Source organism: Chitinophagales bacterium (genome assembly GCA_041392475.1).
Classification (GTDB): Bacteria; Bacteroidota; Bacteroidia; order Chitinophagales; family UBA2359; genus JAUHXA01.
The window spans coordinates 2,058,035-2,084,173 of record JAWKLZ010000002.1 but is presented as its reverse complement, the minus strand read 5'-3'; the positions used below and the strand labels follow the sequence as shown (position 1 = coordinate 2,084,173).

Below are 26,139 nucleotides of genomic sequence, written 5' to 3'. Positions count from 1 at the left end.
ACAGCTTGCTTATACTTTTATTTCAACATCTACACCACTGGGCAACTCAAGTTTCATCAAAGCATCGATTGTCTTTGAAGTTGAGCTGTAAATATCCAATAACCTTTTGTAGGTACACAACTGAAATTGCTCTCTTGATGTCTTGTTCACATGCGGAGAACGCAAAACAGTGAATATCTTTCTTTTTGTCGGCAAAGGAATAGGTCCTGACACAACTGCTCCTGTGGAACGAACTGTTTTAACAATCTTTTCAGATGATTTATCTACCAGATTGTGGTCGTAGGACTTTAATTTTATTCTGATTCTCTGTGTCATCTTTTATGCTTCAACGTTAAGTTTTCCATGAGCTTTTGCAATTACTTCCTCCGAAATACCCTTTGGAGCAGGTGCATAGTGAGAGAATTCCATGCTGGATGTTGCTCTTCCAGAAGTAATTGTTCTCAAATCTGTTACATATCCGAACATTTCAGACAACGGCACTTTAGCTTTTATCACTTGTGCATTACCTTTCATATCCATTCCTTCCATAATCCCTCTTCTTCGAGTCAAATCTCCCATCACATTACCTGTATGTTCTTCAGGCGCTATCACTTCGAGTTTCATGATAGGCTCCAGTATTTGTGCTCCTGCCTCTGTTAATTTTCCCGCTCTTCGAAAAGCCATTTTTGCGGCCAACTCAAATGAAAGGTTATCTGAATCTACTGGGTGGAATCCACCATCATATAAACGAACCTTCAATGCTTCTACCTCATATCCTGCCAAAGGTCCTGTTTTCATTGCTGCAGCAAAACCTTTTTCTACTGCGGGGATGAATTCACGAGGAATAGATCCTCCAACAACATCATTTACAAACTGTAAGCCTGCTTTTATTTCCCCAGTTTCTTTATCAGGATCGGCAGGTCCAATTTCAACTTGTATCTTTGCAAATTTACCACGACCACCTGATTGCTTTTTATAGATTTCAGTATAGTCGATAGTTTTGGTAATTGCCTCCCTATAATTTACTTCTGGTGCGCCTTGATTACATTCAACTTTAAACTCTCTTTTCAATCTATCCACAATAATCTCAAGATGCAGTTCACCCATTCCACTGATTACTGTTTGACCAGTTTCTTCGTCAAACCTTACTTTGAAGGTAGGGTCTTCTTCTGCTAATTTAGCCAAGCCCATCCCCAGTTTATTGAGATCTTTTTGAGTTTTGGGTTCAATTGCTAAACTAATAACTGGCTCAGGGAAAGTCATACTTTCTAATGCAATCGGAGCATCCAAAGAAGTAAGTGTATCACCTGTACGAATATTTTTAAATCCTACTCCTGCTGCAATATCTCCTGCTTCTACTCTATCAATTGGATTTTGTTTGTTAGAATGCATTTGATAAATTCTAGAAATGCGCTCTTTTTTACCTGTTCGTGTATTCAAAACCGCTGATCCAGCATCTAATGAGCCTGAATACACTCTGAAAAAACACAAACGACCAACATAAGGATCCGTAGCTATTTTGAAACAAAGCGCAGCAAATGGTTCATCTACGCTTGGCTTTCTACTTTCCATTTTTTCTGTATCTGGATTGATACCCTCTACAGCTTCTATATCTAACGGAGAAGGCAAGTATGTGACAACTCCATCCAATACAGCTTGTACGCCTTTATTTTTGAAGGCAGAACCACAGAACATTGGGATAATTGATAAATCAATTGTTGCTTTTCTAATAGCTGATTCTAACTCTGGAACAGTGATTGATTCAGGATCATCGAAAAATTTCTCCAAAATATCATCATCATAACTGGCTACTGCCTCTACTAATTTTGCACGATATTCTTCAACTAACTCAACCATGTCTTCAGGTATAGGAATTACATCAAAGTTCATTCCTTTACTTTCTTCATCCCACACAATTGCTCTATTAGCAATCAAATCAACTACACCAATAAAATCATCCTCCGCACCGATAGGCAATTGCAAAGGTACAGGATTTGCACCTAACATTTCTTTAACTTGGCCTACAACTTCTAAAAAATTTGCACCAGTTCTATCCATTTTATTCACAAAGCCAATACGGGGTACTTTGTAACGGTTAGCTTGTCTCCAAACTGTTTCAGACTGAGGCTCTACTCCTCCCACTGCACAAAATAATGCAACAACTCCATCTAATACCCTCAAAGAACGTTCTACTTCTACTGTGAAATCAACGTGACCAGGAGTATCAATTATATTAATTTGATAATCCTCATCTTTATACTTCCAATGAGTTTTAGTAGCAGCAGAAGTAATTGTAATACCTCTCTCTTGCTCTTGCTCCATCCAATCCATTGTTGCTCCACCATCATGTACTTCTCCCATTTTGTGAGTAATACCTGTATAGTAAAGAACTCGTTCAGTAGTTGTAGTTTTACCAGCATCAATGTGAGCTGCAATACCAATATTCCTTGTGAATTTTAAATCCCTTGCCATTACCTTAGTATCATTATTTTTAATGAATGAAAGATTAACTCCTGCCAAAGAGTCTCAAATGAAATACCTTATGCCTTTTATTATAATATTACACTCTAAAGTGTGAAAATGCTTTATTTGCCTCTGCCATACGGTGAGTATCTTCTTTCTTTTTAACAGCAGCACCTTCATTTTTAGCAGCCGCCATAATCTCAGCAGACAATTTTTCTGCCATAGATTTACCATTTCGTTTGCGAGAGAAAGTAATCAACCATTTCATGCCAACAGAAACTTTTCTGTCTGGACGAATCTCAGTTGGAATTTGGAAGGTTGCACCTCCGATTCTTCTACTGCGTACCTCCACAAGTGGCATTATGTTGTTTAATGCTTTTTTCCACAACTCGTAGCCATCGCTCTTCGTTTTTTCTGAAACGATTTCTACTGCATCATAAAATATTTTGAAGGCGACTCCTTTTTTACCGCTCCACATCATCATGTTTACAAATCGTGTGACCAGTTGGTCATTAAATTTGGGATCTGGTGATAAAGGTCTTTTTTTTGCTCTTGACTTACGCATATCTCTATTAAACTATTCGGTGTTCTGATTTTTACTAAAAAAGATAAAATATCTAATTTATTTATAGTATGTGCAAAAAATAAGCTCAGAGGTTTTAGATACTTACCGAAACAATTATAAACCTTTGAGCTTCTATCACAAAACGACAAATAAAATTTAGCTTTTAGGGCGTTTTGTACCGTATTTTGATCTGCTTTGTTTTCGATTTTCTACACCAGCAGTATCCAGAGATCCTCTGACGATGTGATAACGCACACCAGGCAAATCTTTCACCCTGCCTCCTCTAATCAATACAATAGAGTGCTCTTGTAAGTTGTGTCCTTCGCCGGGAATATAAGCAATCACCTCAATACCATTGGTCAAACGAACTTTCGCTACTTTTCTAAGAGCGGAATTCGGTTTTTTAGGAGTGGTTGTATATACCCTCGTACAAACGCCACGTTTTTGCGGACATTTATCCAATGCTCTCGATTTACTAACCGATTTTTGGATGACTCTTCCTTTACGTACTAATTGTTGTATAGTTGGCATTATCTGTTCTAATCTTATTTTTTTTGGGAGTGCAAAGGTAGGTTTCTTAGGAGAAATAACCAAATAGAATCTAAAAAATGTTTTAAGAATATATGGTTACTCCTACTTTCGACATCATATCTGCCTTGTAAATTATAAAGCACCCGCAGATTAAAAAAGCGGTGCAAAATTACAACAACTTAATGAGATTACCAAATCAACTTTGCTTTTTTCTGGGAAATCATGCAACAAAAATAGTTTCAAACTTGTTCTATTCCTTCTGTGGACAGAGGTAATCTATTTTACAAAATAATGTTTGGCTAATTTACTAATGTATTTTCCAATGATATCAAACTCTAAATTAACCACATTACTTATTTGATATTGACCAAACAAAGTATGCTGGTAAGTATATGGGATGATTGCAACTGAAAACGTAGGATGCTCTGACTCGACTATCGTTAAACTTGTTCCATCAATACAAACTGACCCTTTATCAACCAAAATATATTCCACACTTTTATCGTATTCAAAGGTAAAATACCAACTTCCGCTTACCTCTTCAATTTTGATACAATGTGCAGTAGTATCTACATGTCCCTGAACAAAGTGTCCATCAATACGAGTATTGGCAGTAATAGAACGCTCTAAGTTAACCTTACTTCCAACTCTTAAATGTTCTAAATTAGTTTTGATTAATGTTTCATGAATTGCTGTAACGGTATGAACATTTCCATCTAAAGCAACAACTGTCAAGCAAATACCATTGTGTGCTACGCTTTGGTCTATTTTGAAGGAAGAGGAAATAGAAGATTCAACAGAAATATGTAGATTATTTCCCTCTTTTTGAAGTCTTGTGACTGTCCCTAATGTTTCTATAATTCCTGTAAACATATTTTAAAATCCTATTGAAGAGTGAGAAATGACTACGAAAGTAGTAAATGAACAGAAATAACTTCAATTGGTTTCAAACCATTTTTCAATGTGATTGTCATAATTTTAGGGCAAAAATAGGGAACTATCTTTCTCTTTCATCAGTTATAATTAAAATTGCACTCTAATCTTAAAATATGCTGGCTAATGAAAATTACATATAATTCTCCTGTTATTCTCACTTATACTCTAATAGCAACCGTTGTAATGTTCCTTACAGATTCTGTATTAGGAGAAGGTTTCACACATACCTTCTTTGCAGTTTCTCCTCAATCCGATTTCACTAACCCTATTTCCTTTTTCACACTCGCTAGCCATGCTATTGGACATGCCAACTGGACACATTTGGTTGGTAATTTTACATTTATTTTATTGATAGGACCATTGATTGAAGAAAAATATGGTTCAAAACTGCTGTTAATCATGATGTTGATTACTGCTTTTGTAACAGGAATTTTGAATGTTACTTTATTTTCTACGGGATTGTTGGGCGCAAGTGGTATAGTTTTTATGTTGATTTTATTGAGTTCTATGACCAACTTTAAATCTGGAACTATTCCACTTACCTTTATCTTGGTTGTTATTTTGTTTTTAGGAAAAGAAGTTATTGCCAGTATTCAAGCTGATAATATTTCACAATTTGCACATATTATTGGCGGTATTTTTGGAGCTGTTTTTGGTTTCGTATTTGGCAAGACCGATAAGCCAATTGACCTTGCACACCCTTATTAAAACACTGTTTTACAGATATTTGCTAATGATTCTTAGCTTGTTTTTATAATTTTTATTATTTTGCAGCATATCCACTATCTTTGTAGGGTTATGCTACAAAAAATGTTTTTATCGAATCGAATTACTTATTCTGCTATTGTTCTCAATGCAGTGGTGATTTTCCTATTGTCTTTTCCTAATATTGACAACGATTTTGAATGGATATTGCTTTGGTTGGATACTTTCTTTGTGCTGTTTTTCGTATTTGAAGCCATTTCAAAAATACACTATTTCAAACCCTCCGCTTACTTCAATGACAAGTGGAATACCTTTGATTTCGCAATAGTTGTATTGAGCCTTCCTTCTCTTCTTATGCCAATCATTCCTGCCCTACCCGACCTCTCTTTTATGCTACTTTTGCGTTTATTTCGTCTGGTTAGGTTATTTCGTTTTTTCGGTTTTGTACCTCATTTACAACAACTTATTGAAGGATTAGGGCGTGCTTTCAAAGCTTCCATTTTTATATTGATGGCACTCGCTCTCTACAACTTTATATTGGCAGTATTCTCTTGTCACCTTTTTAGCAAATATTCTGTAGAACATTTTGGCGACCCGATTATCTCGTTTTTTACCATTTTCCAGATGTTCACCCTTGAAGGATGGAACGACATTCCAAATACTATTGAACTCAACTCCAATGGAAGTATTGGAGGATGGTGTAAACTCTATTTTGCTTTTGTGGTATTGACAGGAGGTATATTTGGCTTGTCTATTACAAATGCCATTTTTGTAGATGAAATGACCATAGATAATACCGCTATTTTGGAGGAAAAAATAGACCATTTGCAGCAACAAATCAATCAATTGCAGACTTTCTTAGAAGAAAAAAGCAATAACTGACAAAGGCCATACATTTCTAACAAACCTTCCATAGTAACTTTTTCCTAAATTTGCAGTTTAATTTAACGTAAGCATTGCTATGAATATAGCCTCAATCTGTAGTCTAAATTTTATCGCTAAAACAGTTAACCAACTAAAAACAAATACACTATGATTCAAGTTGCCATTGGCGGAGACCATGCAGGTTTTGAGTACAAAGCCATTATCAAACAACAATTGGAAAAACAGGGTTATGATGTGACGGATTATGGACCTTATTCATCAGAATCCGCAGATTATCCTGATTACGTGCATCCGCTCTGCAATGCTATTGAAGCAGAAGAAGCAGATTTTGGTGTGTTAATTTGTGGTAGTGCAAATGGAGTGGCTATTACCGCCAATAAGCATCAAAAAATCAGAGCTGCTATTTGTTGGCAAAATGAATTAGCTGCTTTGGCAAGACAACACAACGATGCAAATGTAATCTGCCTTCCTGCTCGTTTCATCAGTACTTTCAATGCCCAATCAATGGTAGAGATTTTTCTAACTACTGATTTTGAAGGAGGTCGTCACGCTCGTAGAGTGAGCAAAATTTCATGCGCCATCTAAACTAAAAAAGACCTGTCAAGTAGAATTCAAACACAAGTTCAAACAGCAGATTGAAGGCCATCACATTTCAGTTTTGAAATTGGGAATTCATTTTTTAAGCGTTATTAAACACATATTTATACGACAAACAATCATCAATCAATATCATTATGAAACATTTATTTTTAATATTGACTTTATGTTTTTCGCTTTTGGCAAATGCCCAAATGCAAGAAATCATAGATTTGCCTACTTATGAAAAAGCCAATGAGTCCAACGATAACCAGCAAAATACGGAAGAGTTAGATGAACTTTCTATGAAATATGCGGCAACTATCACCGCAGAAGATATGAAAAAACACTTGACCATCTTGGCCTCAGATGAATATGGAGGGCGAGGTACGGGGGAAGAAGGTCAGCAAAAAGCTGCAAAATATATCACAGAGTATTACCAAAAGTGGAGTTTGCCCACCATCGGGAAAGGAAATGGTTATTACCATCCTGTGCCATTGATTCAACAAGGCTGGAGTGATGACCTTAGCATTGAAGTAAAAGGTAAACAGTTTGATTTTTCGGATGATTTCTACTGTTTTCCACAATATACTTCTGATATACACCTAAAAAATGAGAAAATATTATTTTTAGGATATGGTATTGAAGACCCATTTTATGATGATTATGCAGGTGTAAATGTTAAAGGCAAGACACTCATGGTGCTGTCCAACGAACCTATCAATAAAGAAGGTGTTTTCTATGTTTCCAAAATGGATATTCCATCGGAATGGAGTACCAATTCTCGCAAAAAAGCACAGGCGGCTCGTGATAAAGGTGCAAATACACTCTTAGTAGTAGTAAATGACTACAAGGAAAATGCGGCTTACTACGAAAATTGGATCAAAGGCACTTCGATAAAACTGCAAAATGACATCAAAAAGCGGGCAAATGGCATGAATACTATTTTCATCAGCCCACAAATTGCAAACGAACTTTTGAAGAAAAACAAGGTGACGGTTGAAGAATTGGAGTCGCAAATCAACGAATCAGGTAAGCCTTTTAGCTTCAAAATCAAAAACAAAGCAACGATTGATATTGAACGATATGCCAAACTTATTGAAGCCAACAACCTACTCGGCTTTGTAGAAGGAACGGACTTGAAAGATGAAGTCATTGTAGTAACTGCTCATTACGATCACATCGGCACTATCGGCAAAGACATCAACAACGGTGCAGATGACAATGGTTCTGGCACGACTACGGTTCTCGAAATGGTTGAGGCAATGGTACAAGCTAAAAAGGACGGTCATGGCCCTCGCCGTAGTATTTTGTTTATGCACGTTACGGGCGAAGAAAAAGGGTTATTGGGTTCAGAATATTATGCCAACACTGACCCCGTTTTTCCTTTGACGCAAACTGTGGCGTGTATCAATACGGACATGGTGGGTAGAAAAGATGACAAACACACGAATTACAACTATGTCTATGTGATTGGTGCAGACAAAATAAGCACTGAACTCCACGAAATCAATGAGCGTATGAACCGCCTCTATACTCATTTGGACTTGGATTATACCTACAACGATGAAAACGATCCCAACCGTTTTTACTACCGTTCTGACCACTACAATTTTGCAGAAAAAGGTATTCCTTCCATCTTTTTCTTCAATGGCACTCATGCCGACTACCATAAGCCAACAGATACAGTAGAGAAAATCAACTTTGAAGCGATGCAAAATCGTGGTCGTTTGATTTTTCATACGCTTTGGCAATTGGCGAATCAGGACAAACGCATTGAAGCGGATAAACTATAGGGAAATCAAGTTCAAAATTCAAATTGAATTTTGGGCTTCAATTTACTTCAATGCAAATCAACCAAAAAACATTTAAACTTTTAGCCATTCTAAGTCTATTGGTCATGTCGCCAATAGGCTTAGTTTTAGTAGTTTTTCTACAAGGCGAAACCCTCTCCCATTTATTTTTTTCCTCCAATTTTTCTTGGACTACCCAAGTTTTAATCGGCACAGGATATGGCATTGCAGGGGCTGCAATCGCTACTTCTCTCCTAAAAATTCCCTTTTTTGCGCCTGTCAAATCTTTCTTTGGCGAAACCTTCAAAGGCATCCAACTCTCTATTTTCGACATTTTACTGATTTCAATTTGCGTAGGCATTGGAGAAGAACTTTTGTTTAGGGCTGGTATTCAGCCGTTTTTGGGAATTTGGCTTACTTCCATTGTTTTTGTAATGGCACACGGTATTTACCTTGACCCACGCAAGACCCCTTTTTTTGTGGTCGGATTGTTTATGGTTTTGTTGAGTTCGGGCTTGGGTTATCTTTTTGAATATGTGAGCATTACAGCAGCCATTGTAGCCCATGCGGTGTATGATGCAATCAGTTTGGGGGTGATTGTAAAATCAGAAGATACTCTATCTTAACAAAAGTTAATTCGTTCCTATATACGGAACAAACCTACTGAGTATAGCTGTTAGATATGGCATGACGCTAATCATTCAAAATCTTACAAAAACCTACAACAATGGTGTGAAAGCCATTGACAATCTCAACCTCGAAATAGGAACGGGAATGTTTGGCTTACTTGGCCCTAATGGTGCTGGGAAATCTTCTCTGATGCGAACCCTCGCTACACTCCAACTGCCAGACAGAGGGATTCTGACTTTCAATGGAATAGACATCCTGAAAGACCAAATGAGCTTGCGAAAAATACTGGGTTATTTACCGCAAGACTTTGGTGTCTATCCCAACGTTTCGGCAGAAGAACTACTGGATTATTTTGCAGTATTGAAGGGAATTGTCTCCAAAAAGGAACGCAAAATCATTGTAACAGAAGTATTGCATCTTACCAATTTATATGAGGTCAGGAAAAAAGCTGTCAGTGGTTATTCAGGTGGCATGAAACAGCGTTTTGGCATCGCTCAACTACTGCTGAACAAGCCCAAACTCATCATTGTGGATGAACCGACTGCTGGCTTAGACCCCGCTGAACGAAATCGTTTTTTGAATGTTTTGCGAGAAATCGGTACGAATAATACCGTTATTTTTTCGACTCATATTGTGGAAGATGTAAAAGAACTTTGTACCGAGTTGGCGATTATGAACGGTGGAAAAATTTTGCAGAAAACCAGTCCTTCCGCTTCTTTGAAAAACATTGAAGGAAAAATATGGGCAATCCATGCGGATAAAAATACTTTGGAAGGTTTCAAAAAAACACATCGAGTATTGTCCTCCAATTACAACGAAGACCATACGCTTAGCATTCGAGTATTTGCAGAAACGCAACCAAATGAACATTTTCACAGCACTCCGCCCAATCTCGAAGATGTCTATTTCATCGCTTTGCAGGCTTAAATCCCGAAAAAATGTTCCTAAAAATATACACTTACGAACTCAAATATTGGCTCAAAAAAACCTCAACTTACATTTATTTTTCCGTCTTTTTTGTTTTTGCTTTGCTGACGATATTGGGAACAGGCGGCTTTTTTGACGAACCTTCCACCTCCCAAAGTCCGATTCAATTGTTGAACTCACCCCATGAAATCAACTACATTTTTCAGTATTTCAACAAATTTTTTCTATTTCTACTCCCTGCCATCATCGGCACGACACTCTACAAAGACTACCAAGGCAATTTTCACAACATCCTCTATTCCTTTCCAATACAAAAATCAAGTTATGTATTTGGGAAGTTTTTGAGCGCCTTTACCGTTGTGCTTTTCATTGTTTTCTCTGTTGGATTGGCGTTTGTGGTAGGAGAATGGATACTTGGAGCAAACAATCCCAAAATCGGTCCATTCAATGGTTGGGGTTACTTGCATAGTTACGCTTTTTTTGTCATTCCCAATATGCTCATTTACGGTTTATTGGTCTTTGTAGTTGTCGGTGTATCCCGCAATATTTACGCAGGATTTACTACCATCATCCTCTTAGTTTTTCTTCAAATCATCACCGAAAATCTATTTGTAGGACACCCCTTCCTGATTGCCATAAGCGACCCTTTCGCACAAAATGCGGCAATGTATGAAACGCAATATTGGACGCTCTCCGAACAAAACACAAAACTCATCCCCGTTTGGAGTATGGTTCTCTACAACCGATTGTTTTGGCTGTCTATTAGCATCACTTTGGTTGTTATCTTCTACCGTAAATTCTCTTTTACCCAAGAACCTATCAGTCTTCCCTTCAAAAGAAAAACAAGCAAAATTGAAGCTGCCACTTCTATTGAAGCACAAAAATCCACCGATTTTCAACTTTCTAATGTAGAATATAATTTTTCTACTTGGCAGCAAATCAAAGCAATATTCAAACTTTCGGCAATAGACTTCAAGTACATCGTCAAAAGTTGGATGTTTTTGATATTGGTCGTTTTTGGCATTTTTGCCATTCTTTTTACCATCGGCAAAGTTACCAACACAGGCGAATTGGTACTCCTTCCATTGACCAGTCTGATGTTGTCTGTACCCATGTTTTTCTTTTCTACCATCATCATACTCATCACTTTTATCTTCTCAGGAATGTTGGTACATCGAGCCAGAATGTCCAAATCCCATCAACTAATAGACGCTACTTCATTGCCCAACTGGGTATTTATAGGGTCAAAAATATTGGCTATTATCCAAGTACAATTCATACTTTTGATGGTCATGTTATTGTGTGGCATTGCGATACAGGTGTACAATGGCTTCTATGATTTTGAAGTCGGTCTATACCTTTTCCATCTTTTTGTACTCACATTTCCAACCCTCATTATCTGGACTTTTGCTTCCATTTTCATCCACACACTGTTTCCCAATCTCTATTTGGGAATATTCCTTTTGCTTTTGACTTGGGTAGGAAAAGACCAATTGTCTCAAATCGGTATTCACACGCATCTATTTCAATTCAATACACCGCCACAATTACAGTACAGCAGTATGAACGGCTTCGGAAGCGATTTAGCCGCTACCTTTCTGATACATGCCTATTGGCTTGCCTTTTCAGGTTTACTCGTCATTTCGAGCCATTTATTGTGGAAACGTGGCTTCACTTTCTCCTTCAAAGAACGCGTCCAAATTGCAGTAACTCGCCTCAAAGGTTTCGTTCCCTATGCTGCAATGACTTCTGCAATTCTTATGCTTATTCTCGGCTTCAAAATTTTTCAGGGAGAAAGCTATGGCAGTTTTGATATGAACACCAATAAAAGCCAAGAAAATATTTTGACTCACTTCAAAAAGAACTATGAGCAATACAAAATCACGATTCAACCCAAGATAACCGATGTCAAGTTGAACATAGAGTTGTTTCCCGACAGCAAATCTTTTCAGGCAAGTGGAAAATACACCATAGTAAACAGTACTTCAAAAAACATAGATACCCTACTTATAAAAACGGGTTTTGACGAAATCACCAGTTATACCATTAATCAACACAATGTACTGATTAGCAGAGATTCTATTCTACAATTTGCTGTCCACCTATTGAAGGAAACACTCCTACCAAATGATAGTTTGGTTCTTCATTTCGACATTAAAAACAAGTCCAATACCGTTTTTGAACGAAATTCTGGTGTACTTCAAAATGGCACATTCCTGAAAAGTGACATCTTACCAAGGTTGGGTTATTTTTTGGACAATGACAACCAAAACCCCAATGACAGTACTGCGGCAAAGGTGAATTTCTACTCCATAGATGCCGATTTGATTGACTTAGAAACAACTATCAGCACTTCGGACAATCAAATAGCAATTGCACCGGGCTTTTTGCAGCGAAAGTGGACTGAAAATAGCAGAAATTATTACCACTATCAAACCGACCAAAAGATAAAATTCCTTTTTGCCTTCAATTCAGGCGTTTTTTCACTTCAAAAAGAATACTACAAAGGCATACTTCTCGAAGTCTATCACCACCCTACACACAACTTCAATACCTCCAAAATGATGGACGGATTGAAAGCTGCAATAGATTACAATACCCAATATTTCAGCACTTACCAACATAAAGAAGCCCGCATCATCGAATTTCCTTTATCCGAAGGAACGTATGCAACAACAATGGCCAACTCGATTCCCATATCCGAAATTCGGTTCATTCTCAATCCCCAACAAAGTGAGGATAAAATTGACCTTTCTTTTTATGTACCTGCACACGAATTGACACATCAATGGTTTGGCAATCAGTTAATCCCCGCCAATGCCTTGGGTGCCAAAATGCTGACCGAAAGCATCACGGAATACATCAGTCTCAAAATGTATGAGGATTATTATGGAAAAGAAAAAGCCTTGGAATTCCTAAAATTTCAGCGAAAACGCTACTTGAGGGGAAGAACCCAAGAAAGTGAAACCGAAAGTCCTTTGTACTTAGTGAGTACCAAACAAGAATACATTGCGTATGGAAAAGGATCGATGGCTTTCAATACATTGAATCATTATTTGGGAGAAGAACAGTTGAATATAATCTTAAAATATTTTTTAGAACACTACCAATTTAGGACGAATAAATACCCTACAACCATTGACTTGATTGAGCATCTAAAAAAAGCAACTCCTACTGAACTGCAATATTTGATAACTGATTTTTTTGAAACCGTCACCTTCTATGAGAACAAAATTAAGGATGTCCAAATTGTTTCCATTGCAGGGAATGTATTTGAAGCCGTCATTGATTTTGAAGTTAGAAAATACAGAGGTGACGAGGAAGAAACTTTTATTCCATTGAATGATTTTATTGAAATTGGATGTTATAATGCTGACGGTGTATTGTTTGCAGTAGAAAAGATCAAAGTCACATCTCCCTCCAGCAAACACACTCTTGTATTGAATCAAAACCCGAGTAAAGTCATGTTAGACCCAAATTATTTGGTGATGGATAAAAATATGAAGGACAACGAGTGGAAAATAGACTAATCTAACTTCGTTGAATAAATTAAAACTTGCTTTGCTATTTGAAATAAAAGTAAGACATTTGAGTTATAAACAGCACTTGTTTAAATCTAAAAAAACATACAATAATCTTTTAAAAACAATATATCATGGCAAAGTCTAAAGACGTAAAAAAAGCGGTAAAGAAAGAACCTACTAAAACTCCTAAAGAGAAAAAGGCAGAGAAGAGAGAAAAGAAATCTAAGAAAAGATAACAAATCATACTTATAGTATTTTCTTGCTATCACCTTAGTCCTTTCTTCTATATGGCTTGAGACCCAAAATATAGACTTCAAAACTCTTGAACTATCCCTTGCACAAAGTCAAATCAGTTTTGATCCCGAAACAGGTGAAAGGAATAGAAAACCTATTACTTCCAAGACGCTACTATTGGAAATTGATGGGAAATACTTATGAGGCAGTGATAGGTTCGTTTTTTATACAAAAGAATTTGATGCCTTAATGCCCAACAAACAAAAACACCGAGGACAACACCCAAACGACCAAAAACTCTTTGCGCCAAAGTTCACTCCAATTTTGCAAGCCGCAACCAGTGATTTATCTTGGTTGCTCTCTAAAGGTTATGCCGAAAAAGCAGCCTTAAAACTCGTGGGCGACCGCTTCAAACTCACCGAGCGACAACGGAAAGCCATACAAGGCGCAGCTTGCTCGGATGCCTCCCAAAAAAGTCGACAAGAAAAACATTGCAGTATCGAAACATTGAAGGACAGCCATGTATTCATTGACGGCTTCAATCTGTTGATTACCATCGAAAGTGCCTTATCGGGCGGTTTTATCTTCAAAGGACAAGATGGCAGCCGTCGAGATTTGGCAAGTGTGCATGGCACCTACAAAAGGGTGTCGGAAACCATTGAAGCCATTGAGTTAGTTGGACAGACATTGAAGGAATTGAAGGTAGAGAAAGCGACTTGGTATTTTGACAAACCTGTTTCCAATAGTGGCAGATTGAAGACTTTGATATATGAGGTCATTGAAGGAAAAGGTTTGGATTGGGATGTGCAGTTGGTCTATAACCCTGATAAAGAGCTGATTGTTTCCCCTTCCATAGACAACATTGTGGTTTCGGCAGATAGTATGGTATTGGAGGGCGCAAAAAAGTGGTTCAATTTGGGGGCATACATTATGGACAAACACATAAATCTGCTAAATTTGATAGATTTAAGTTGCAGTCCTCAAACATAGAACGCCTCCCTCCTCTACAACTTTTTGATTCTTTCTATTGTTTTCAACTAAACAGCAAACAATCAATGATATGGCTTATATTTTTCCAGGAATGGATCCTTATTTGGAAGGTTATCTATGGTCAGATGTCCACCACGCTCTTGCTTACAAAATTCGAGAACAACTAACCCCCTTGCTTCGTCCCAAATATGTGGCTCGCCTCGAACAATACACCATAGAAGATACCAATCCATCTGAAGATGTGGGGATTATGTATCCCGATGTAGGCGTTTTGCTTCGTAAAAAAGACGTAAAGTTAAAAAAATATGTATTTGATGATGGACATACCCAAACTCTTTCTCCTGTTTCGGTATCTGTTCCGACATTGACCTCTGTAAAAGTTCGTATTCCTGTTATAGAAATAAAAGATGCTGCTACCAATCGGTTGATTACAGTTATTGAAATATTATCTCCTGTCAATAAGCGTGTGCCAGGTTTGAAGCCTTATCGTCGAAAACGCCGCAAACTGCACCAATCCAAAGTACATCTTTTAGAAATTGATTTGCTTCGAAGGGGAACTCGCCCCCTTTCTCATCCTATATTGGAAGATACTACTTATTTAGTAGGTTTGACTCGTTCAGAATCTGCCCTAACTGACTTTTGGAAAATAAAATTAGAGAATGCACTTCCAGTTGTACCTGTTCCACTTTTGAGGGAAGACAAAGATGTACCCTTAAACCTTCAAAAAGCGATTGAGGAGGTATATGAGGATGCAGGCTACGATATTTCTATTGATTACAACTCTGAACCACCACCTCCAAAACTACCAGAAGAAGAATGGGAATGGATAAAAGGGCTGGTAAAGGAAAATTGAAATAGGAAGGAAAACAAAAAATGGTGAAACTGCAAAATGGTACAACTGAATCATCAAATTCAATCCTACCATTTTACAATTCCACCATTACTTCAAATCTGTTGTCTTGTATATCTCGCCTTACATCTTGAAAATCAAACTGCAAAACTTTCACCGCATCCACAAGAACGGGAAGCATTTGGATTGCTAAAGTGAAAACCTTTGCCGTCTAAACCACGAGAAAACTCCAAAGTCGTTCCACAAACATATAAGAAGCTGCGAAGGTCTGTCACCAATTTTTCACCTTTGTCTTCAAAAACTTGGTCATTGGGTTTAGATTCATTGTCAAAATCCATTTTGTAGGACAAACCCGAACAGCCTCCTCCTACCACAGATACCCTCACGAAATAATCTTCGCCAATACCCGCATCTTCCTTCAATTTTTTAACTTGCTTCTTTGCTTCTTCGCTAATGAAAATCATAAAATAAGATTGTTTTATGGTTAGATTGTTAAATTGTTAGATTGCTTCACGGCTACACAGTTTACTCAATACACTTCAACTATTTAGCCATTCGACAATAAAGCAATTCAGCCATTTAACAATTTAATGTACGATAGAGTGTTCTTGTTCAATTGGCTCTAAGCCCTGTTTCACTCGGTAGTCATTGATTGCCGCTTTGATTGCATCTTCTGCCAATACAGAACAGTGAATTTTTACAGGTGGCAAGTTCAATTCTTCCACGATGTCCATGTTGTCAATACCAATCGCTTCATCCACAGTTTTTCCCTTCAACCACTCCGTAGCCAAAGAAGAAGACGCAATTGCAGAACCACAACCAAATGTTTTGAATTTTGCATCTTTAATCAAGCCAGTACCTTCTTCCACTTCAATTTGAAGACGCATCACATCGCCACATTCGGGCGCACCTACCAATCCTGTACCAACGTTTTTGTTGCTTTTGTCCAAAGTTCCTACGTTGCGAGGGTTGTTGTAATGATCCAATACTTTTTCTGAATATGCCATGATATTGTTATTTTATTTTTGTTAAATTTATTTTATTTGAATTTGATTTAGACTTTTGGAGTTTTATTTGGAAAATCTGTTTTTATGAAGAAAATCAACTATTTACAAAAAATAAACTTCAAAAGTATTTATGCAAAAGTCATTCATTAATGCTCCGCCCATTCAACCGTAGAAACATCGATTCCTTCTTTGTACATTTCCCAAAGCGGACTCAAATCTCTCATGCGGTTCACCGCATTTCTCACCTTTTCGATAGCGTAATCAATCTGTTCTTCGGTGGTAAAACGCCCCAAACTGAATCGAAGAGAAGAGTGCGCCAATTCGTCGTCCAATCCTAAGGCAATCAACACATAAGAAGGCTCTAAAGAAGCCGAAGTACAAGCCGAACCAGAAGAAACCGCAATTTCTTGATTAAAGCCCATCATCAGACCTTCCCCTTCCACATATTTGAAGGAAATATTGGAGATGTGTGGAACACGATGGTCAGGGTGACCATTCAAATAGGTTTCCTCCATTTGCATCAATTCGTTCTCCAATTTGTCACGCAAGTACCGCAATCTTTTGCTTTCTTCATCCATTTCCAAGCGAGCCAATTCTGCCGCTTTGCCAAAACCAACGATGCCAGGCACATTCAAAGTTCCAGAACGCATCCCTCTTTCATGACCGCCGCCGTCCATCTGTGCAGTCACTTTTACTCTTGGTCTTTTGCGACGCACATACAAAGCTCCAATACCTTTAGGGCCGTACATTTTGTGGGCTGTAAAAGCCATCAAATCAATACCCATTGCTTCAACATCCACAGGAATTTTACCCACAGCTTGTGTTGCATCGGACATAAACAAAGCACCACCTTCATGCGCTACTTTGGCGATTTCTTCAATTGGCTGACGAACTCCCAACTCATTGTTGACCATCATTACAGACACCAAAATGGTTTTGTCGGTCATGGCCTCACGCACTTGCTCAGGCGTAATCAAACCATCTGAACCAACTTCCAAATAAGTCACTGTACAGCCTTCTTTTTCTAACTGCTTGCAAGTGTCCAAAACTGCTTTGTGTTCGGTTTTTACTGTAATGATATGATTGCCTCGTCGGGCATACATATCTGCCACTCCCTTGAGAGCCAAGTTGTCAGCTTCCGTAGCACCCGAAGTAAAAATGATTTCTTTAGAACTGCTTGCGCCAATCAACTGAGCAATTTGTTCACGTGCATAGTCCACAGCCTCTTCTGCAACCCAACCAAAAGGATGGTTTCGGCTAGAAGCATTCCCCATTTTTTCATAAAAATAAGGTATCATCGTTTCCACAACCCTTGGGTCAGTAGGGGTCGTTGCACTATTGTCTAAATAAATCGGTAACTTTAAACCTGACATAATTTTATCTTAATTTTGTGTTGTTTTACCATCTTCAATCAGCAAAAGTAACAGTTTTCTAAATAAATAGTTCGCATTAATTTAGAAACTTTCTAAATAAGCAGCAAAAAAGTAGTTTATGTTTGACAAAATAGAACACATCGGCATTGCAGTAAAAAACTTAGAAGCGGCTAATGAATTGTATGCCAAATTATTGGGTGCACCTCACTACAAAATTGAAGAGGTGGAAAGTGAGTCGGTTCGCACTTCTTTCTTCCAAGTAGGTCCCAACAAAATAGAACTATTGGAATCCACGAATCCAGATAGTGCGATTGGAAAGTTTATTGCCCGACAAGGGGAAGGAATGCACCACATTGCGTATGCGGTTGAAAACATTGAAGCGGCAATGCAGCAGTTGAAGGCAGATGGCTTTAGATTATTGAACGAAAAACCAAAACGAGGGGCTGATAATAAGCTGGTGTGTTTTGTGCATCCCAAAGATTGCAGCGGGGTTTTGGTGGAGTTGTGTCAGGAGATTGATGAAGACAATAGAATAAAGTCCAAATAATGTAATTGCAGCCTCCATTGAAGTAATTTACCTTTGAAGAAAACAAAAAATAGCAACGTATTTTCTAGCCTATGCGTTTTTTACTTTAAACAAAAACCTTTTTTCTTTAATTCAAAATCATTCTCAAAATGAAAACATCCTACAAATTTCTACTCTGGACTTTCTGCATTTTTATTTCCCTTCAATTTGTTCAGGCTCAACAAACTATTCCGAATTCAGAGAACAGCACTCCCAAAATCAAAAAGTGGAAACTTGCCAATATTGGAGTTTATACTGGAAGTTACATTGATAATTACACCAATATTACTCAAAAAGGCTTGGAAAGCATGATTCGTGGCGGCGTGATTCCCTCTATTGGTATGGGTGATTTGAAGGCAAACGAAAATTATATTGCTGAAATGGAAGGTGGACGATTCGGGGCTTATGTTTCTTTGCATCCTTTTGACTACAAGCAACAAAGGCGCAATCTGAACCAAGAACTTCGATTGGGCTTAAGCATGACTTTGGATAGAGAGTTAATGCTGGATTATTATGGTTTTGATGACAACAGACAATGGCACAACTTGACCTACTGTTTGATTGAAAACGAATTGATGCTGTCAGCTACCTATTTTTTCAAAAAAAGAATTGGCAGTATTATCAATCTATATGCAGGGCCTGGCGCAAACATCGGCACGACTTTCAACAATAGAATGTTGGCGTGGGGAAGCGATATAGAAAATATGGATACTAAAGCAAGTGCAAGTACCTATACTCGCTTGTATGGCGAAGCGGGTTTGTCATTGAGGGTCTTGAAAGGAGTCACCTTTACGGCTGAAAGTCAATTGGGCATCGGGATGCAAATCGTTCATGGCGGCAAAAACAACATCGTTTCAAATACCAATGCCATCAGTTTGGGGCTGCAATATCAGTTTGGGAAATAAAGGGCAATGCGAGAAAACTATTCTATCACCAACCTTTCTACGACAAACTGTTCTCCGTCACTTAGCTGCAATAAATAGATGCCTTTGGGTAGAGACGAAAGGTTCAGCTTTTCATTCAAATGAATGAGCTTTGTATTGAAGTGCTTTTTGCCTGTTGAATCGAAGATACTAACATTAATAGGTGTATGGGACTTGTCTGACAACTGGATTTGAAAATTTCCTGAGCTTGGATTGGGGAAAACACGAAAATCAAAAGCGTTTTTTTGAAGTGGGCTGATTGACGTGAGTAGCCCATCTTCATCCGTTTTGAAAACATATATGTCTCTTGAATTTTGATAATCAATATAGCCAACAGCTATAAAACCTCCGTTTTCTGCCAGTTTAAAATCAAAAAGTTCAGTTCCATAACCAATATCACTCCCGTATTTCTTTGACCATATCAATTCCCCATTGGCATCTGTTTGAAGAATATTGCTTGACTGTGTTCGAGAAATCAATCCCGTCAGAGAGAAGTTAGCTCTGTAAATCTCTTCAAGGGAGTTGAACAAAACTGCAATGTTGCCAGAAGGAGTTTCGAGTAAATCTACTACTGAAATAGATTTGTCCAATTCTGCAATGTCTTTTTCCCATTGAATATTTCCGTCTGTGGACAAACATGACAGATGGATTTTATTTTTAGTAGAATTGTCAAAGGATTTTTGACCAACGACAAGTAATTTTCCAGACTGAGACAGCAAAACTTTTTTGGCAGTAAGGCTCTTAAAGTCAGAACTATCATCCTCCAATAAGGTTTGCCATATAATAGTACCATTGCTATCCATCTCCATTACTACCATTGGAGTTCCATTGCTGCCCATTGAACCAGAAGCGTTTCCAACTAAAATAAAGCGATTGTCTCCGTCTCCGAGATACAAAATATCTAAAAAATCATAAGAAGAAGGCAAATTCACTTCGCTGAGTATTTGTCCATCGTTTCCTAACTTGATAAGCACAAGGTTTTGAAAATTTTTGCGAGTAACAATTAAAATTTCTCCATTTTCGGTCTCTGTAATGGTTCTATAAGTGTCAACTCTTTCTATATCTGTCACCCAAAGTGAATCCCCATTTGCATTGATTTTCATATAACGGGTATGGATATTGCCCATGATATCGGGAAAAGCAATACCACTTACTAGAAAATTTCCGTCTGTTAGCGAAATGATTTCACCGCTATAACTTAGAATTTCTACAAGCTGCTTTTCCCAGTTTAAAATACCCGTTTGCTTATTGATGTTCAATAGCTTCCAACGAATCTGTCCTTCGGTATTTGCATCAGATTGTCCAAATACCAGCATATCATTTGAAGTGGCAATATCTACCATTCCAATAGCAGTATCTTCATGTTTGTTTCCTGTCTGACCGAAAGTTTTACTCCATTGTACTTCTCGATTAGCATTGCAGTAAAATAGGGCAGCGTCCATATCCAAACTTCTTCTTCCACTGTCACCAAAAGCATAAAAATCGCCACTCTCATCCATCGTAGGAATTAGCCCCATTAGTCCAGAATTAAGAACCTTGTAACTTCCTACATTCCCATCAGCGTCAATATGGCTTATATCTCCCCTAGAAGAATATAGTCTTTCTCCATAAACAATTAAAAAACCTCCATCTGTTCTTTCTATCACATCAATTCTGTCGGGAGTACTGGACCCATCTTCGGCATACCATATCGTTTCTCCATTGCTATCTGTCCGATAGACCATTCGCTTAATCCAGCCATTCGTTCTCCCAATATGAAGATAACCTCCGTCATTTGTTTGTATGACATGTTCCCCTTGTGGAGTGTTAGAATCTGCTCCTACCGAATCAGCATAGTGCTCTGCTTGAAGTCGGTACCACTCTCTATTTCCCTGTCCATCTACCTTATACAGTAACATAAGTCTATCCTGCTCTGTTACCAAATGCCCTGTTCCAGAAAGAATGTATCCACCATCACTGGCAGCTGCAATGCTATTGAAGTCAAGAAGTGTTAGTTCAGAGTCTGAAAGCTCTTTTTCCCATACAATGTTTTGGGTGTTGTCCATCGCCAAAAGATGAAAGGATTCCTCCTCCAATGTTAGGAAAACAAAATCCCCATTTTCACCTATTGCAGTAGCTATCAGATATTTATTAGATAAGTCACTTGTGTTCATCCATATTATTTCTCCAAGTGCATCTACCTGAATCACCAGCCCTCCAAAACTTCTGTCTTTTTTCTTCAATCTGGCTGTGAGCAGATAACCTCCCGATGGCAAAGCGTACAGGTTCAAAATTTCTTCGTTGAAATCGGCTGTTGGATAGTCTTTCGACCACAACTGTTCGCCATCTTTATCAAGCCTCAAAAGCTGCATATCATAAGTACCATTCTCGGAGCTTTGGACTCTATTAAGAAGCAATATATCGCCAGATTCTGTGGATACCCCTCCAAAGGCAACCTCATCTGTGCTTGACGTACCATAGGTTTTTTGATAGGTTGTTTGTCCTATAAGGGATATGCTACTGAAAAATAATAATAGGGAAAAGATGAAAAATCTCATTCTAAAGTAATTAATTTTTAAACTAATAAAATAGGGTTAGTGAAGTTTAAACAATGATTTGAAATTCTATATAAATTCAAAACGAAGTTAACCAATAAATATTTCGGAATATCCTTTATTTTAAAATAATATTCGGCAGATATTTTATTTTGCATCCAATTGGGGATTTAGCTATTGACAATGTTTGTAGAAAAACAGAGAAGTTTTCGATTGTGGGTTATTTTTTGGTGATTACTCAACAATTCTTCAAATAAATACTTAATGTCAAAAGAATGAACCAACCCAAATTTCAAAAAATATTGAAACTTCTGAAAAGTTAATTAAATTTGTGAATGAAAATGACACTGCAAGAAGGTAAGGAACAATTTGTTCAAACATGGGGTGCTTTGGGTTCTAAATGGGGCATCAACCGCACAATGGCGCAAGTACATGCTTTGTTGCTGGTTTCGCCCGAAGCTATGACCGCTTCGGAGGTGAAAGAAGCCTTGGAAATTTCGATGGGCAATGCCAACATGAATTTGAGGGCATTGATTGACTGGGGATTAATCAGAAAGGAAAACAAATTGGGGCATCGAAAAGAATACTACTACGCCGAAAAAGACATCTGGAAAATTACCCAACAAATCATCGCTGAACGCAAAAAGAGAGAATTGGCTCCGATTCAGTCGGTTTTGAGTGAACTGCAACAAATTGAAGGAGAGGGAGAAGATGTCGATGCCTTCAAAAAAATGATTGGCGACCTCACCGAATTTTCAAGTGTTGCCGACAAAACACTGGACACCATAGCCAATTCTGATAAAAATTGGATTGTCAATTCGTTTGTCAAATTGTTGGTAAACAAGAAATAAGCATTTTGTAGCAGACGCAGGTTTGGCTGATAATGAAAAATAGACTTTGGAAGTTTAGCCTGAAAAATATGGGATGTTTGAAAACCAGTATGCTCTCAAAAGAAAACTTCCAAAGTCTCCCTTCAAGAAAAAAAAGTTACTTCAACAAGCTTTCTATCACCGTTTTCATTTCTCCAAACTCTTTCTCATTGTACAGCCTCGTCAAAAAGGCGATGTTTCCCTTTTTATCTACCACTACATTGCGGGTAACGCCTGATTTTTTGGAGGCAAACAAGCCAAAAATGTCTGCATTTGGGTCGAGTGCTAAGGGGTAGGTAATCTTCATCTGGTCTGCAAATTTTTGTACCGTTCCGAGCGGTTCATCTCTATCTATTCCAATGACTACCAAATCTTTATTTTGATGCGCTTGCCAAATCTCTTTCTCAATATGCGGCATCTCTTGACGACACACAACACACCAACTTGCCGTAAATTGCAGCATGACCACTTTCCCCTTCAATTCCTCCATTGAAGTAGTCGTTCCGTCGGCTAAGGTCATCTCAAAATCGGGTGCTTTTTCGCCAATTTTGACGTGATAGCCTTTGTCATCTGCTGCCAGCTCTACTGCTTTCGCCTTTTGCAGGGCTTTGATAGACGAATTGTTGCAACTTTGAAGGGAGAAAAGGATGAGCAGGAAGAAAATGGGGCAACAAATTAATTTCATTTTCATGTGTATTTTGGTTTATGATTTTACCCTAAAAATAAGAAAAGAATGTCTGAAAGATAGCCATTCACTTTCAAACCCATAGATACTTTCTCATTTCTCTGCAAAATTGTTTATTTTTAAATGCAAAAAACAACGCTATGATTCACAAACCCCTACCTTCCATTTTCTCCTACCTCCTACTGATATGGGTAATCTTTTCTTTTACTTCAATGAATGCCCAAAACCTGCAATTTTTGAAGAAAAAAATACCGCCAGACTGGGAAACAAATCCTATTTATTCGGCTGATATTGAACCTATTTTTGCAGATGAAGATGCGGTAATCTTGAAGGAAGCAGTGTCATGGAAAATGAACGACCAAGAAAACACTACCTTGTTTCATTGTAACAAAAAGATTTATTTTGCGACACAAGCGGGAATTGACCAACATTCGACCATCAGTTTGCCTGAAAACATTGACCCAAGTTATGAATACGCCGACTTGCCGATGGCTGAACGTGCAGAAACCCATCGCCCCAAATACTTCAATTTAGAAATCTTGTATTTTGAAGCTCGAATCCTCAAACCAAATGGCAGCGTTGAGTTGTTGCAGACTAATCATAGAGTTGAAAGCGAACAACTTAAATTCGATCTGCAGGAATGGAAAGCCTACGCATATCATTTTGAATTGCCCAAAAACAGCATTGAAGCAGGTGACATTATAGAAATTTCCTATTTGTATTACCTGCCTTTTATCTTTGATTGGAGGCGGCAATTTTTTCATAGTTTTTTACCCAAACAAAGTTTTGAACTCACCATCAGCCACCCTAGTCGCATGGTGATGGTATTTGACTACACCAATGACACAGAGCCGAATACGCTCATCAAAGACCAAGAAAAACCCTATTGGACAAGCCGCCAATGGAAATTGCAAAATTTGGAGGGCTGTACGGGGGAAGTAGGCACTCGGCTATATCGAGATTTGCCACACATCACTTTTTATGTACACAACAAAGCCTTTGGTGATTGGAACAACGACCACATTACCCGATACAAACCCTATACTTGGCGGTATTTTACCAAGGAACTAATTGGTTTTAGGAAGTACAATGAGCGCAGTATTGGAGGTTTCACCATCAACCGAAAAGAGTGGATGCTCGACAATTTTTACAAGGATTTTGGAGGCGGATATTCTCAGAAAAATCCACTTGAAAAATTGTATTCCATTCATACCGCCATCACAGATGAGTTTGGATATCAGCAAGATGTAGATCATTATGCGAATACAGATATGCGGATTGGCAAACTACCCGAATCGTTGAGAGAGCGATTGACACAGGATATGCACCGCAATGTTTTGTACCGAGGTGTGTTCAACAACCGTTTGGTACAAAGTCCTTACCGCACTTTTTCGACTGAAGATTATTTTGGACTGACAGATTCACAGCGAGAATCGTTGCCGAAATACCTGAAATTGAAAGTATTGAGAACCGCTAGCCGCAATACTTTGTACCAAGGCATTTTGAACCGATTGCAGGAAGATTACTACCAAGTTCACTTATCCGACAAACGGGTTGGAGAGATTCACTCCAATATTTGTTTGCCGATTATCGGTGACAACCAGCTTTTTGCAGTGGAAACTGATAAAAATATGCACTATGTGTATCCCAAAAAAGACCGTTTTGGATATGCGCTCAACGAATTGCCGTTTTACCTGCAACATGCTTCGGGTTTGCATATTTTTCAAATGACGGATTCGTATAAAAACGACAAAAACATCTTATTCAAACCCACACCTCAAAACAAAGCATCGGACAATTTTCGCTACAACCACGTTTTGGCAAAGGTGGACTTAGAAACAACTTTGGTTCACTTTGAAGCGGATGTGAATCTTTCGGGGCAGTATTCGACCATGATGCGGGGTTTTTACCAATACGAAGCCATTGATTCGAGCGTCAATGAACGCTACAGTCACCACATCAGCGACTTAAACGAAAATGCAAAAATCCATCGACAAAAAACGGAATACGAACCTGTCTATCCTTTCAAGGCTACGGCTTTGTGTGATTATACCGTACCCAACCTCATTACCGCCGTTTCGGACACTTCTTTTGAGCTGAACCTTTACAAATGGGTCTATCATATTTACCACGATGGTTTTGAAGCCAAAAATCGAGATTTGCCGTATTATCCCGATTTTATAGGGAGAGATACCTACACCTATCAGATTGAATTTGAGCAGCCTATCGCTATCAAACCCTTCAAAGATTTACCTTTGATTTTGGAGAATGATTTTGCGAAATACATTTTCAGTATCGAACAAAAGGATGATTATACGCTGCTGATTCGCTCGGATTTGACGGTGAAAACCGACCAAGTGTTGCCAAAAAAGGCGGACGAGGTGGCATTGATTTATGGGGCGATGAAGGAGGTGGAGGCAGCGAGGATTTTGGTGAGGGTGAAGTGATTGAGAATGGAATATTGACATTTAAGAAGGGCGTAGTCAAGATCCTATTCCGATTTCATCAAAATCCCAGATGTGTAGAAAAATAGCTTGGATTTGATTCATTAGGAGCGTAGTTTCGGCTTTTTGGTGTCGAGGCTACGCCCCTTAG

The 26,139-nt window shown here is 38.2% G+C and carries 23 protein-coding genes; 13 read left to right on the top strand and 10 right to left on the bottom strand.

Annotated elements, in window-relative coordinates:
- Nucleotides 1-9 precede the first annotated feature (9 nt).
- The 5 genes from rpsJ to R3E32_21640 form a co-directional block, all read right to left on the bottom strand.
- Entirely contained in the window at nucleotides 10-315 is a 306-nt protein-coding gene (rpsJ, locus tag R3E32_21660; protein MEZ4887354.1) for a 30S ribosomal protein S10, read from the bottom strand.
- A 3-nt stretch (nucleotides 316-318) separates the two neighbouring features.
- Entirely contained in the window at nucleotides 319-2,451 is a 2,133-nt protein-coding gene (gene fusA / locus R3E32_21655; protein ID MEZ4887353.1) for an elongation factor G, read from the bottom strand.
- An 88-nt stretch (nucleotides 2,452-2,539) separates the two neighbouring features.
- Complete coding sequence (gene rpsG / locus R3E32_21650) at nucleotides 2,540-3,007, bottom strand: 30S ribosomal protein S7 (protein MEZ4887352.1); 468 nt, start codon at nucleotides 3,005-3,007, stop codon at nucleotides 2,540-2,542.
- A 156-nt stretch (nucleotides 3,008-3,163) separates the two neighbouring features.
- Entirely contained in the window at nucleotides 3,164-3,538 is a 375-nt protein-coding gene (gene rpsL / locus R3E32_21645; protein MEZ4887351.1) for a 30S ribosomal protein S12, read from the bottom strand.
- A gap of 276 nt (nucleotides 3,539-3,814) precedes the next feature.
- Nucleotides 3,815-4,411, bottom strand: a complete 597-nt coding sequence (locus tag R3E32_21640; GenBank protein MEZ4887350.1) for a riboflavin synthase — start codon at nucleotides 4,409-4,411, stop codon at nucleotides 3,815-3,817.
- 186 nt (nucleotides 4,412-4,597) lie between these two features.
- Between R3E32_21640 and R3E32_21635 the strand changes: the two genes are divergently transcribed.
- From R3E32_21635 to R3E32_21595, 9 genes are all read left to right on the top strand, one after another.
- The gene (locus R3E32_21635; protein ID MEZ4887349.1) at nucleotides 4,598-5,182 is read left to right on the top strand and encodes a rhomboid family intramembrane serine protease; all 585 of its coding nucleotides are present in this window, start codon (nucleotides 4,598-4,600) and stop codon (nucleotides 5,180-5,182) included.
- Nucleotides 5,183-5,284: 102 nt separating this feature from the next.
- Nucleotides 5,285-6,061 carry an ion transporter gene (locus R3E32_21630; GenBank protein MEZ4887348.1) on the top strand — a complete coding sequence of 259 codons (777 nt, stop codon included), beginning with the start codon at nucleotides 5,285-5,287 and terminating at the stop codon, nucleotides 6,059-6,061.
- 150 nt (nucleotides 6,062-6,211) lie between these two features.
- Complete coding sequence (gene rpiB / locus R3E32_21625; protein MEZ4887347.1) at nucleotides 6,212-6,649, top strand: ribose 5-phosphate isomerase B; 438 nt, start codon at nucleotides 6,212-6,214, stop codon at nucleotides 6,647-6,649.
- Between the two features lie 149 nt (nucleotides 6,650-6,798).
- Nucleotides 6,799-8,436 (top strand): M28 family peptidase, encoded by a 1,638-nt coding sequence (locus tag R3E32_21620; protein MEZ4887346.1) that lies wholly within the window; start codon nucleotides 6,799-6,801, stop codon nucleotides 8,434-8,436.
- Between the two features lie 50 nt (nucleotides 8,437-8,486).
- Complete coding sequence (locus R3E32_21615; GenBank protein MEZ4887345.1) at nucleotides 8,487-9,059, top strand: CPBP family intramembrane glutamic endopeptidase; 573 nt, start codon at nucleotides 8,487-8,489, stop codon at nucleotides 9,057-9,059.
- 61 nt (nucleotides 9,060-9,120) lie between these two features.
- Entirely contained in the window at nucleotides 9,121-9,990 is an 870-nt protein-coding gene (locus tag R3E32_21610; protein ID MEZ4887344.1) for an ABC transporter ATP-binding protein, read from the top strand.
- Between the two features lie 11 nt (nucleotides 9,991-10,001).
- Nucleotides 10,002-13,520 (top strand): M1 family aminopeptidase, encoded by a 3,519-nt coding sequence (locus tag R3E32_21605; GenBank protein MEZ4887343.1) that lies wholly within the window; start codon nucleotides 10,002-10,004, stop codon nucleotides 13,518-13,520.
- 477 nt (nucleotides 13,521-13,997) lie between these two features.
- Complete coding sequence (locus R3E32_21600) at nucleotides 13,998-14,738, top strand: DUF434 domain-containing protein (protein ID MEZ4887342.1); 741 nt, start codon at nucleotides 13,998-14,000, stop codon at nucleotides 14,736-14,738.
- A 70-nt stretch (nucleotides 14,739-14,808) separates the two neighbouring features.
- Nucleotides 14,809-15,591 carry a DUF4058 family protein gene (locus R3E32_21595; protein MEZ4887341.1) on the top strand — a complete coding sequence of 261 codons (783 nt, stop codon included), beginning with the start codon at nucleotides 14,809-14,811 and terminating at the stop codon, nucleotides 15,589-15,591.
- A gap of 134 nt (nucleotides 15,592-15,725) precedes the next feature.
- Here R3E32_21595 and R3E32_21590 read toward each other — a convergent pair whose 3' ends face one another.
- The 3 genes from R3E32_21590 to R3E32_21580 form a co-directional block, all read right to left on the bottom strand.
- On the bottom strand, nucleotides 15,726-16,052 hold the full coding sequence (locus tag R3E32_21590; protein MEZ4887340.1) for an iron-sulfur cluster assembly accessory protein: 327 nt from the start codon (nucleotides 16,050-16,052) through the stop codon (nucleotides 15,726-15,728).
- A 123-nt stretch (nucleotides 16,053-16,175) separates the two neighbouring features.
- Nucleotides 16,176-16,595 carry a Fe-S cluster assembly scaffold IscU gene (iscU, locus tag R3E32_21585; protein ID MEZ4887339.1) on the bottom strand — a complete coding sequence of 140 codons (420 nt, stop codon included), beginning with the start codon at nucleotides 16,593-16,595 and terminating at the stop codon, nucleotides 16,176-16,178.
- 146 nt (nucleotides 16,596-16,741) lie between these two features.
- The gene (locus R3E32_21580) at nucleotides 16,742-17,968 is read right to left on the bottom strand and encodes an IscS subfamily cysteine desulfurase (protein MEZ4887338.1); all 1,227 of its coding nucleotides are present in this window, start codon (nucleotides 17,966-17,968) and stop codon (nucleotides 16,742-16,744) included.
- Between the two features lie 118 nt (nucleotides 17,969-18,086).
- Between R3E32_21580 and mce the strand changes: the two genes are divergently transcribed.
- Nucleotides 18,087-18,515 carry a methylmalonyl-CoA epimerase gene (gene mce, locus R3E32_21575; GenBank protein ID MEZ4887337.1) on the top strand — a complete coding sequence of 143 codons (429 nt, stop codon included), beginning with the start codon at nucleotides 18,087-18,089 and terminating at the stop codon, nucleotides 18,513-18,515.
- Between the two features lie 128 nt (nucleotides 18,516-18,643).
- Complete coding sequence (locus R3E32_21570) at nucleotides 18,644-19,438, top strand: hypothetical protein (GenBank protein ID MEZ4887336.1); 795 nt, start codon at nucleotides 18,644-18,646, stop codon at nucleotides 19,436-19,438.
- A 17-nt stretch (nucleotides 19,439-19,455) separates the two neighbouring features.
- Here R3E32_21570 and R3E32_21565 read toward each other — a convergent pair whose 3' ends face one another.
- Nucleotides 19,456-21,993, bottom strand: coding sequence for a T9SS type A sorting domain-containing protein (locus R3E32_21565; GenBank protein MEZ4887335.1), 2,538 nt, complete (start codon nucleotides 21,991-21,993; stop codon nucleotides 19,456-19,458).
- A gap of 338 nt (nucleotides 21,994-22,331) precedes the next feature.
- Between R3E32_21565 and R3E32_21560 the strand changes: the two genes are divergently transcribed.
- Nucleotides 22,332-22,841, top strand: coding sequence for a helix-turn-helix domain-containing protein (locus tag R3E32_21560; protein MEZ4887334.1), 510 nt, complete (start codon nucleotides 22,332-22,334; stop codon nucleotides 22,839-22,841).
- A gap of 136 nt (nucleotides 22,842-22,977) precedes the next feature.
- Here R3E32_21560 and R3E32_21555 read toward each other — a convergent pair whose 3' ends face one another.
- Nucleotides 22,978-23,544 (bottom strand): TlpA disulfide reductase family protein, encoded by a 567-nt coding sequence (locus R3E32_21555; protein MEZ4887333.1) that lies wholly within the window; start codon nucleotides 23,542-23,544, stop codon nucleotides 22,978-22,980.
- A 140-nt stretch (nucleotides 23,545-23,684) separates the two neighbouring features.
- On the opposite strand from R3E32_21555, the gene R3E32_21550 reads away from it, so the two are divergent.
- The gene (locus R3E32_21550) at nucleotides 23,685-25,991 is read left to right on the top strand and encodes a hypothetical protein (protein ID MEZ4887332.1); all 2,307 of its coding nucleotides are present in this window, start codon (nucleotides 23,685-23,687) and stop codon (nucleotides 25,989-25,991) included.
- The last annotated feature ends 148 nt before the right edge of the window (nucleotides 25,992-26,139 follow it).

Excerpts from the sequence above, each read along its gene's own strand:
- rpsJ (MEZ4887354.1), bottom strand. The coding sequence starts at position 315 with ATGACACAGAGAATCAGAATAAAATTAAAGTCCTACGACCACAATCTG.
- fusA (MEZ4887353.1), bottom strand. The coding sequence starts at position 2,451 with ATGGCAAGGGATTTAAAATTCACAAGGAATATTGGTATTGCAGCTCAC.
- rpsG (MEZ4887352.1), bottom strand. The coding sequence starts at position 3,007 with ATGCGTAAGTCAAGAGCAAAAAAAAGACCTTTATCACCAGATCCCAAA.
- rpsL (MEZ4887351.1), bottom strand. The coding sequence starts at position 3,538 with ATGCCAACTATACAACAATTAGTACGTAAAGGAAGAGTCATCCAAAAA.
- R3E32_21640 (MEZ4887350.1), bottom strand. The coding sequence starts at position 4,411 with ATGTTTACAGGAATTATAGAAACATTAGGGACAGTCACAAGACTTCAA.
- R3E32_21635 (MEZ4887349.1), top strand. The coding sequence starts at position 4,598 with ATGAAAATTACATATAATTCTCCTGTTATTCTCACTTATACTCTAATA.
- R3E32_21630 (MEZ4887348.1), top strand. The coding sequence starts at position 5,285 with ATGTTTTTATCGAATCGAATTACTTATTCTGCTATTGTTCTCAATGCA.
- rpiB (MEZ4887347.1), top strand. The coding sequence starts at position 6,212 with ATGATTCAAGTTGCCATTGGCGGAGACCATGCAGGTTTTGAGTACAAA.
- R3E32_21620 (MEZ4887346.1), top strand. The coding sequence starts at position 6,799 with ATGAAACATTTATTTTTAATATTGACTTTATGTTTTTCGCTTTTGGCA.
- R3E32_21615 (MEZ4887345.1), top strand. The coding sequence starts at position 8,487 with ATGCAAATCAACCAAAAAACATTTAAACTTTTAGCCATTCTAAGTCTA.
- R3E32_21610 (MEZ4887344.1), top strand. The coding sequence starts at position 9,121 with ATGACGCTAATCATTCAAAATCTTACAAAAACCTACAACAATGGTGTG.
- R3E32_21605 (MEZ4887343.1), top strand. The coding sequence starts at position 10,002 with ATGTTCCTAAAAATATACACTTACGAACTCAAATATTGGCTCAAAAAA.
- R3E32_21600 (MEZ4887342.1), top strand. The coding sequence starts at position 13,998 with ATGCCCAACAAACAAAAACACCGAGGACAACACCCAAACGACCAAAAA.
- R3E32_21595 (MEZ4887341.1), top strand. The coding sequence starts at position 14,809 with ATGGCTTATATTTTTCCAGGAATGGATCCTTATTTGGAAGGTTATCTA.
- R3E32_21590 (MEZ4887340.1), bottom strand. The coding sequence starts at position 16,052 with ATGATTTTCATTAGCGAAGAAGCAAAGAAGCAAGTTAAAAAATTGAAG.
- iscU (MEZ4887339.1), bottom strand. The coding sequence starts at position 16,595 with ATGGCATATTCAGAAAAAGTATTGGATCATTACAACAACCCTCGCAAC.
- R3E32_21580 (MEZ4887338.1), bottom strand. The coding sequence starts at position 17,968 with ATGTCAGGTTTAAAGTTACCGATTTATTTAGACAATAGTGCAACGACC.
- mce (MEZ4887337.1), top strand. The coding sequence starts at position 18,087 with ATGTTTGACAAAATAGAACACATCGGCATTGCAGTAAAAAACTTAGAA.
- R3E32_21570 (MEZ4887336.1), top strand. The coding sequence starts at position 18,644 with ATGAAAACATCCTACAAATTTCTACTCTGGACTTTCTGCATTTTTATT.
- R3E32_21565 (MEZ4887335.1), bottom strand. The coding sequence starts at position 21,993 with ATGAGATTTTTCATCTTTTCCCTATTATTATTTTTCAGTAGCATATCC.
- R3E32_21560 (MEZ4887334.1), top strand. The coding sequence starts at position 22,332 with ATGACACTGCAAGAAGGTAAGGAACAATTTGTTCAAACATGGGGTGCT.
- R3E32_21555 (MEZ4887333.1), bottom strand. The coding sequence starts at position 23,544 with ATGAAATTAATTTGTTGCCCCATTTTCTTCCTGCTCATCCTTTTCTCC.
- R3E32_21550 (MEZ4887332.1), top strand. The coding sequence starts at position 23,685 with ATGATTCACAAACCCCTACCTTCCATTTTCTCCTACCTCCTACTGATA.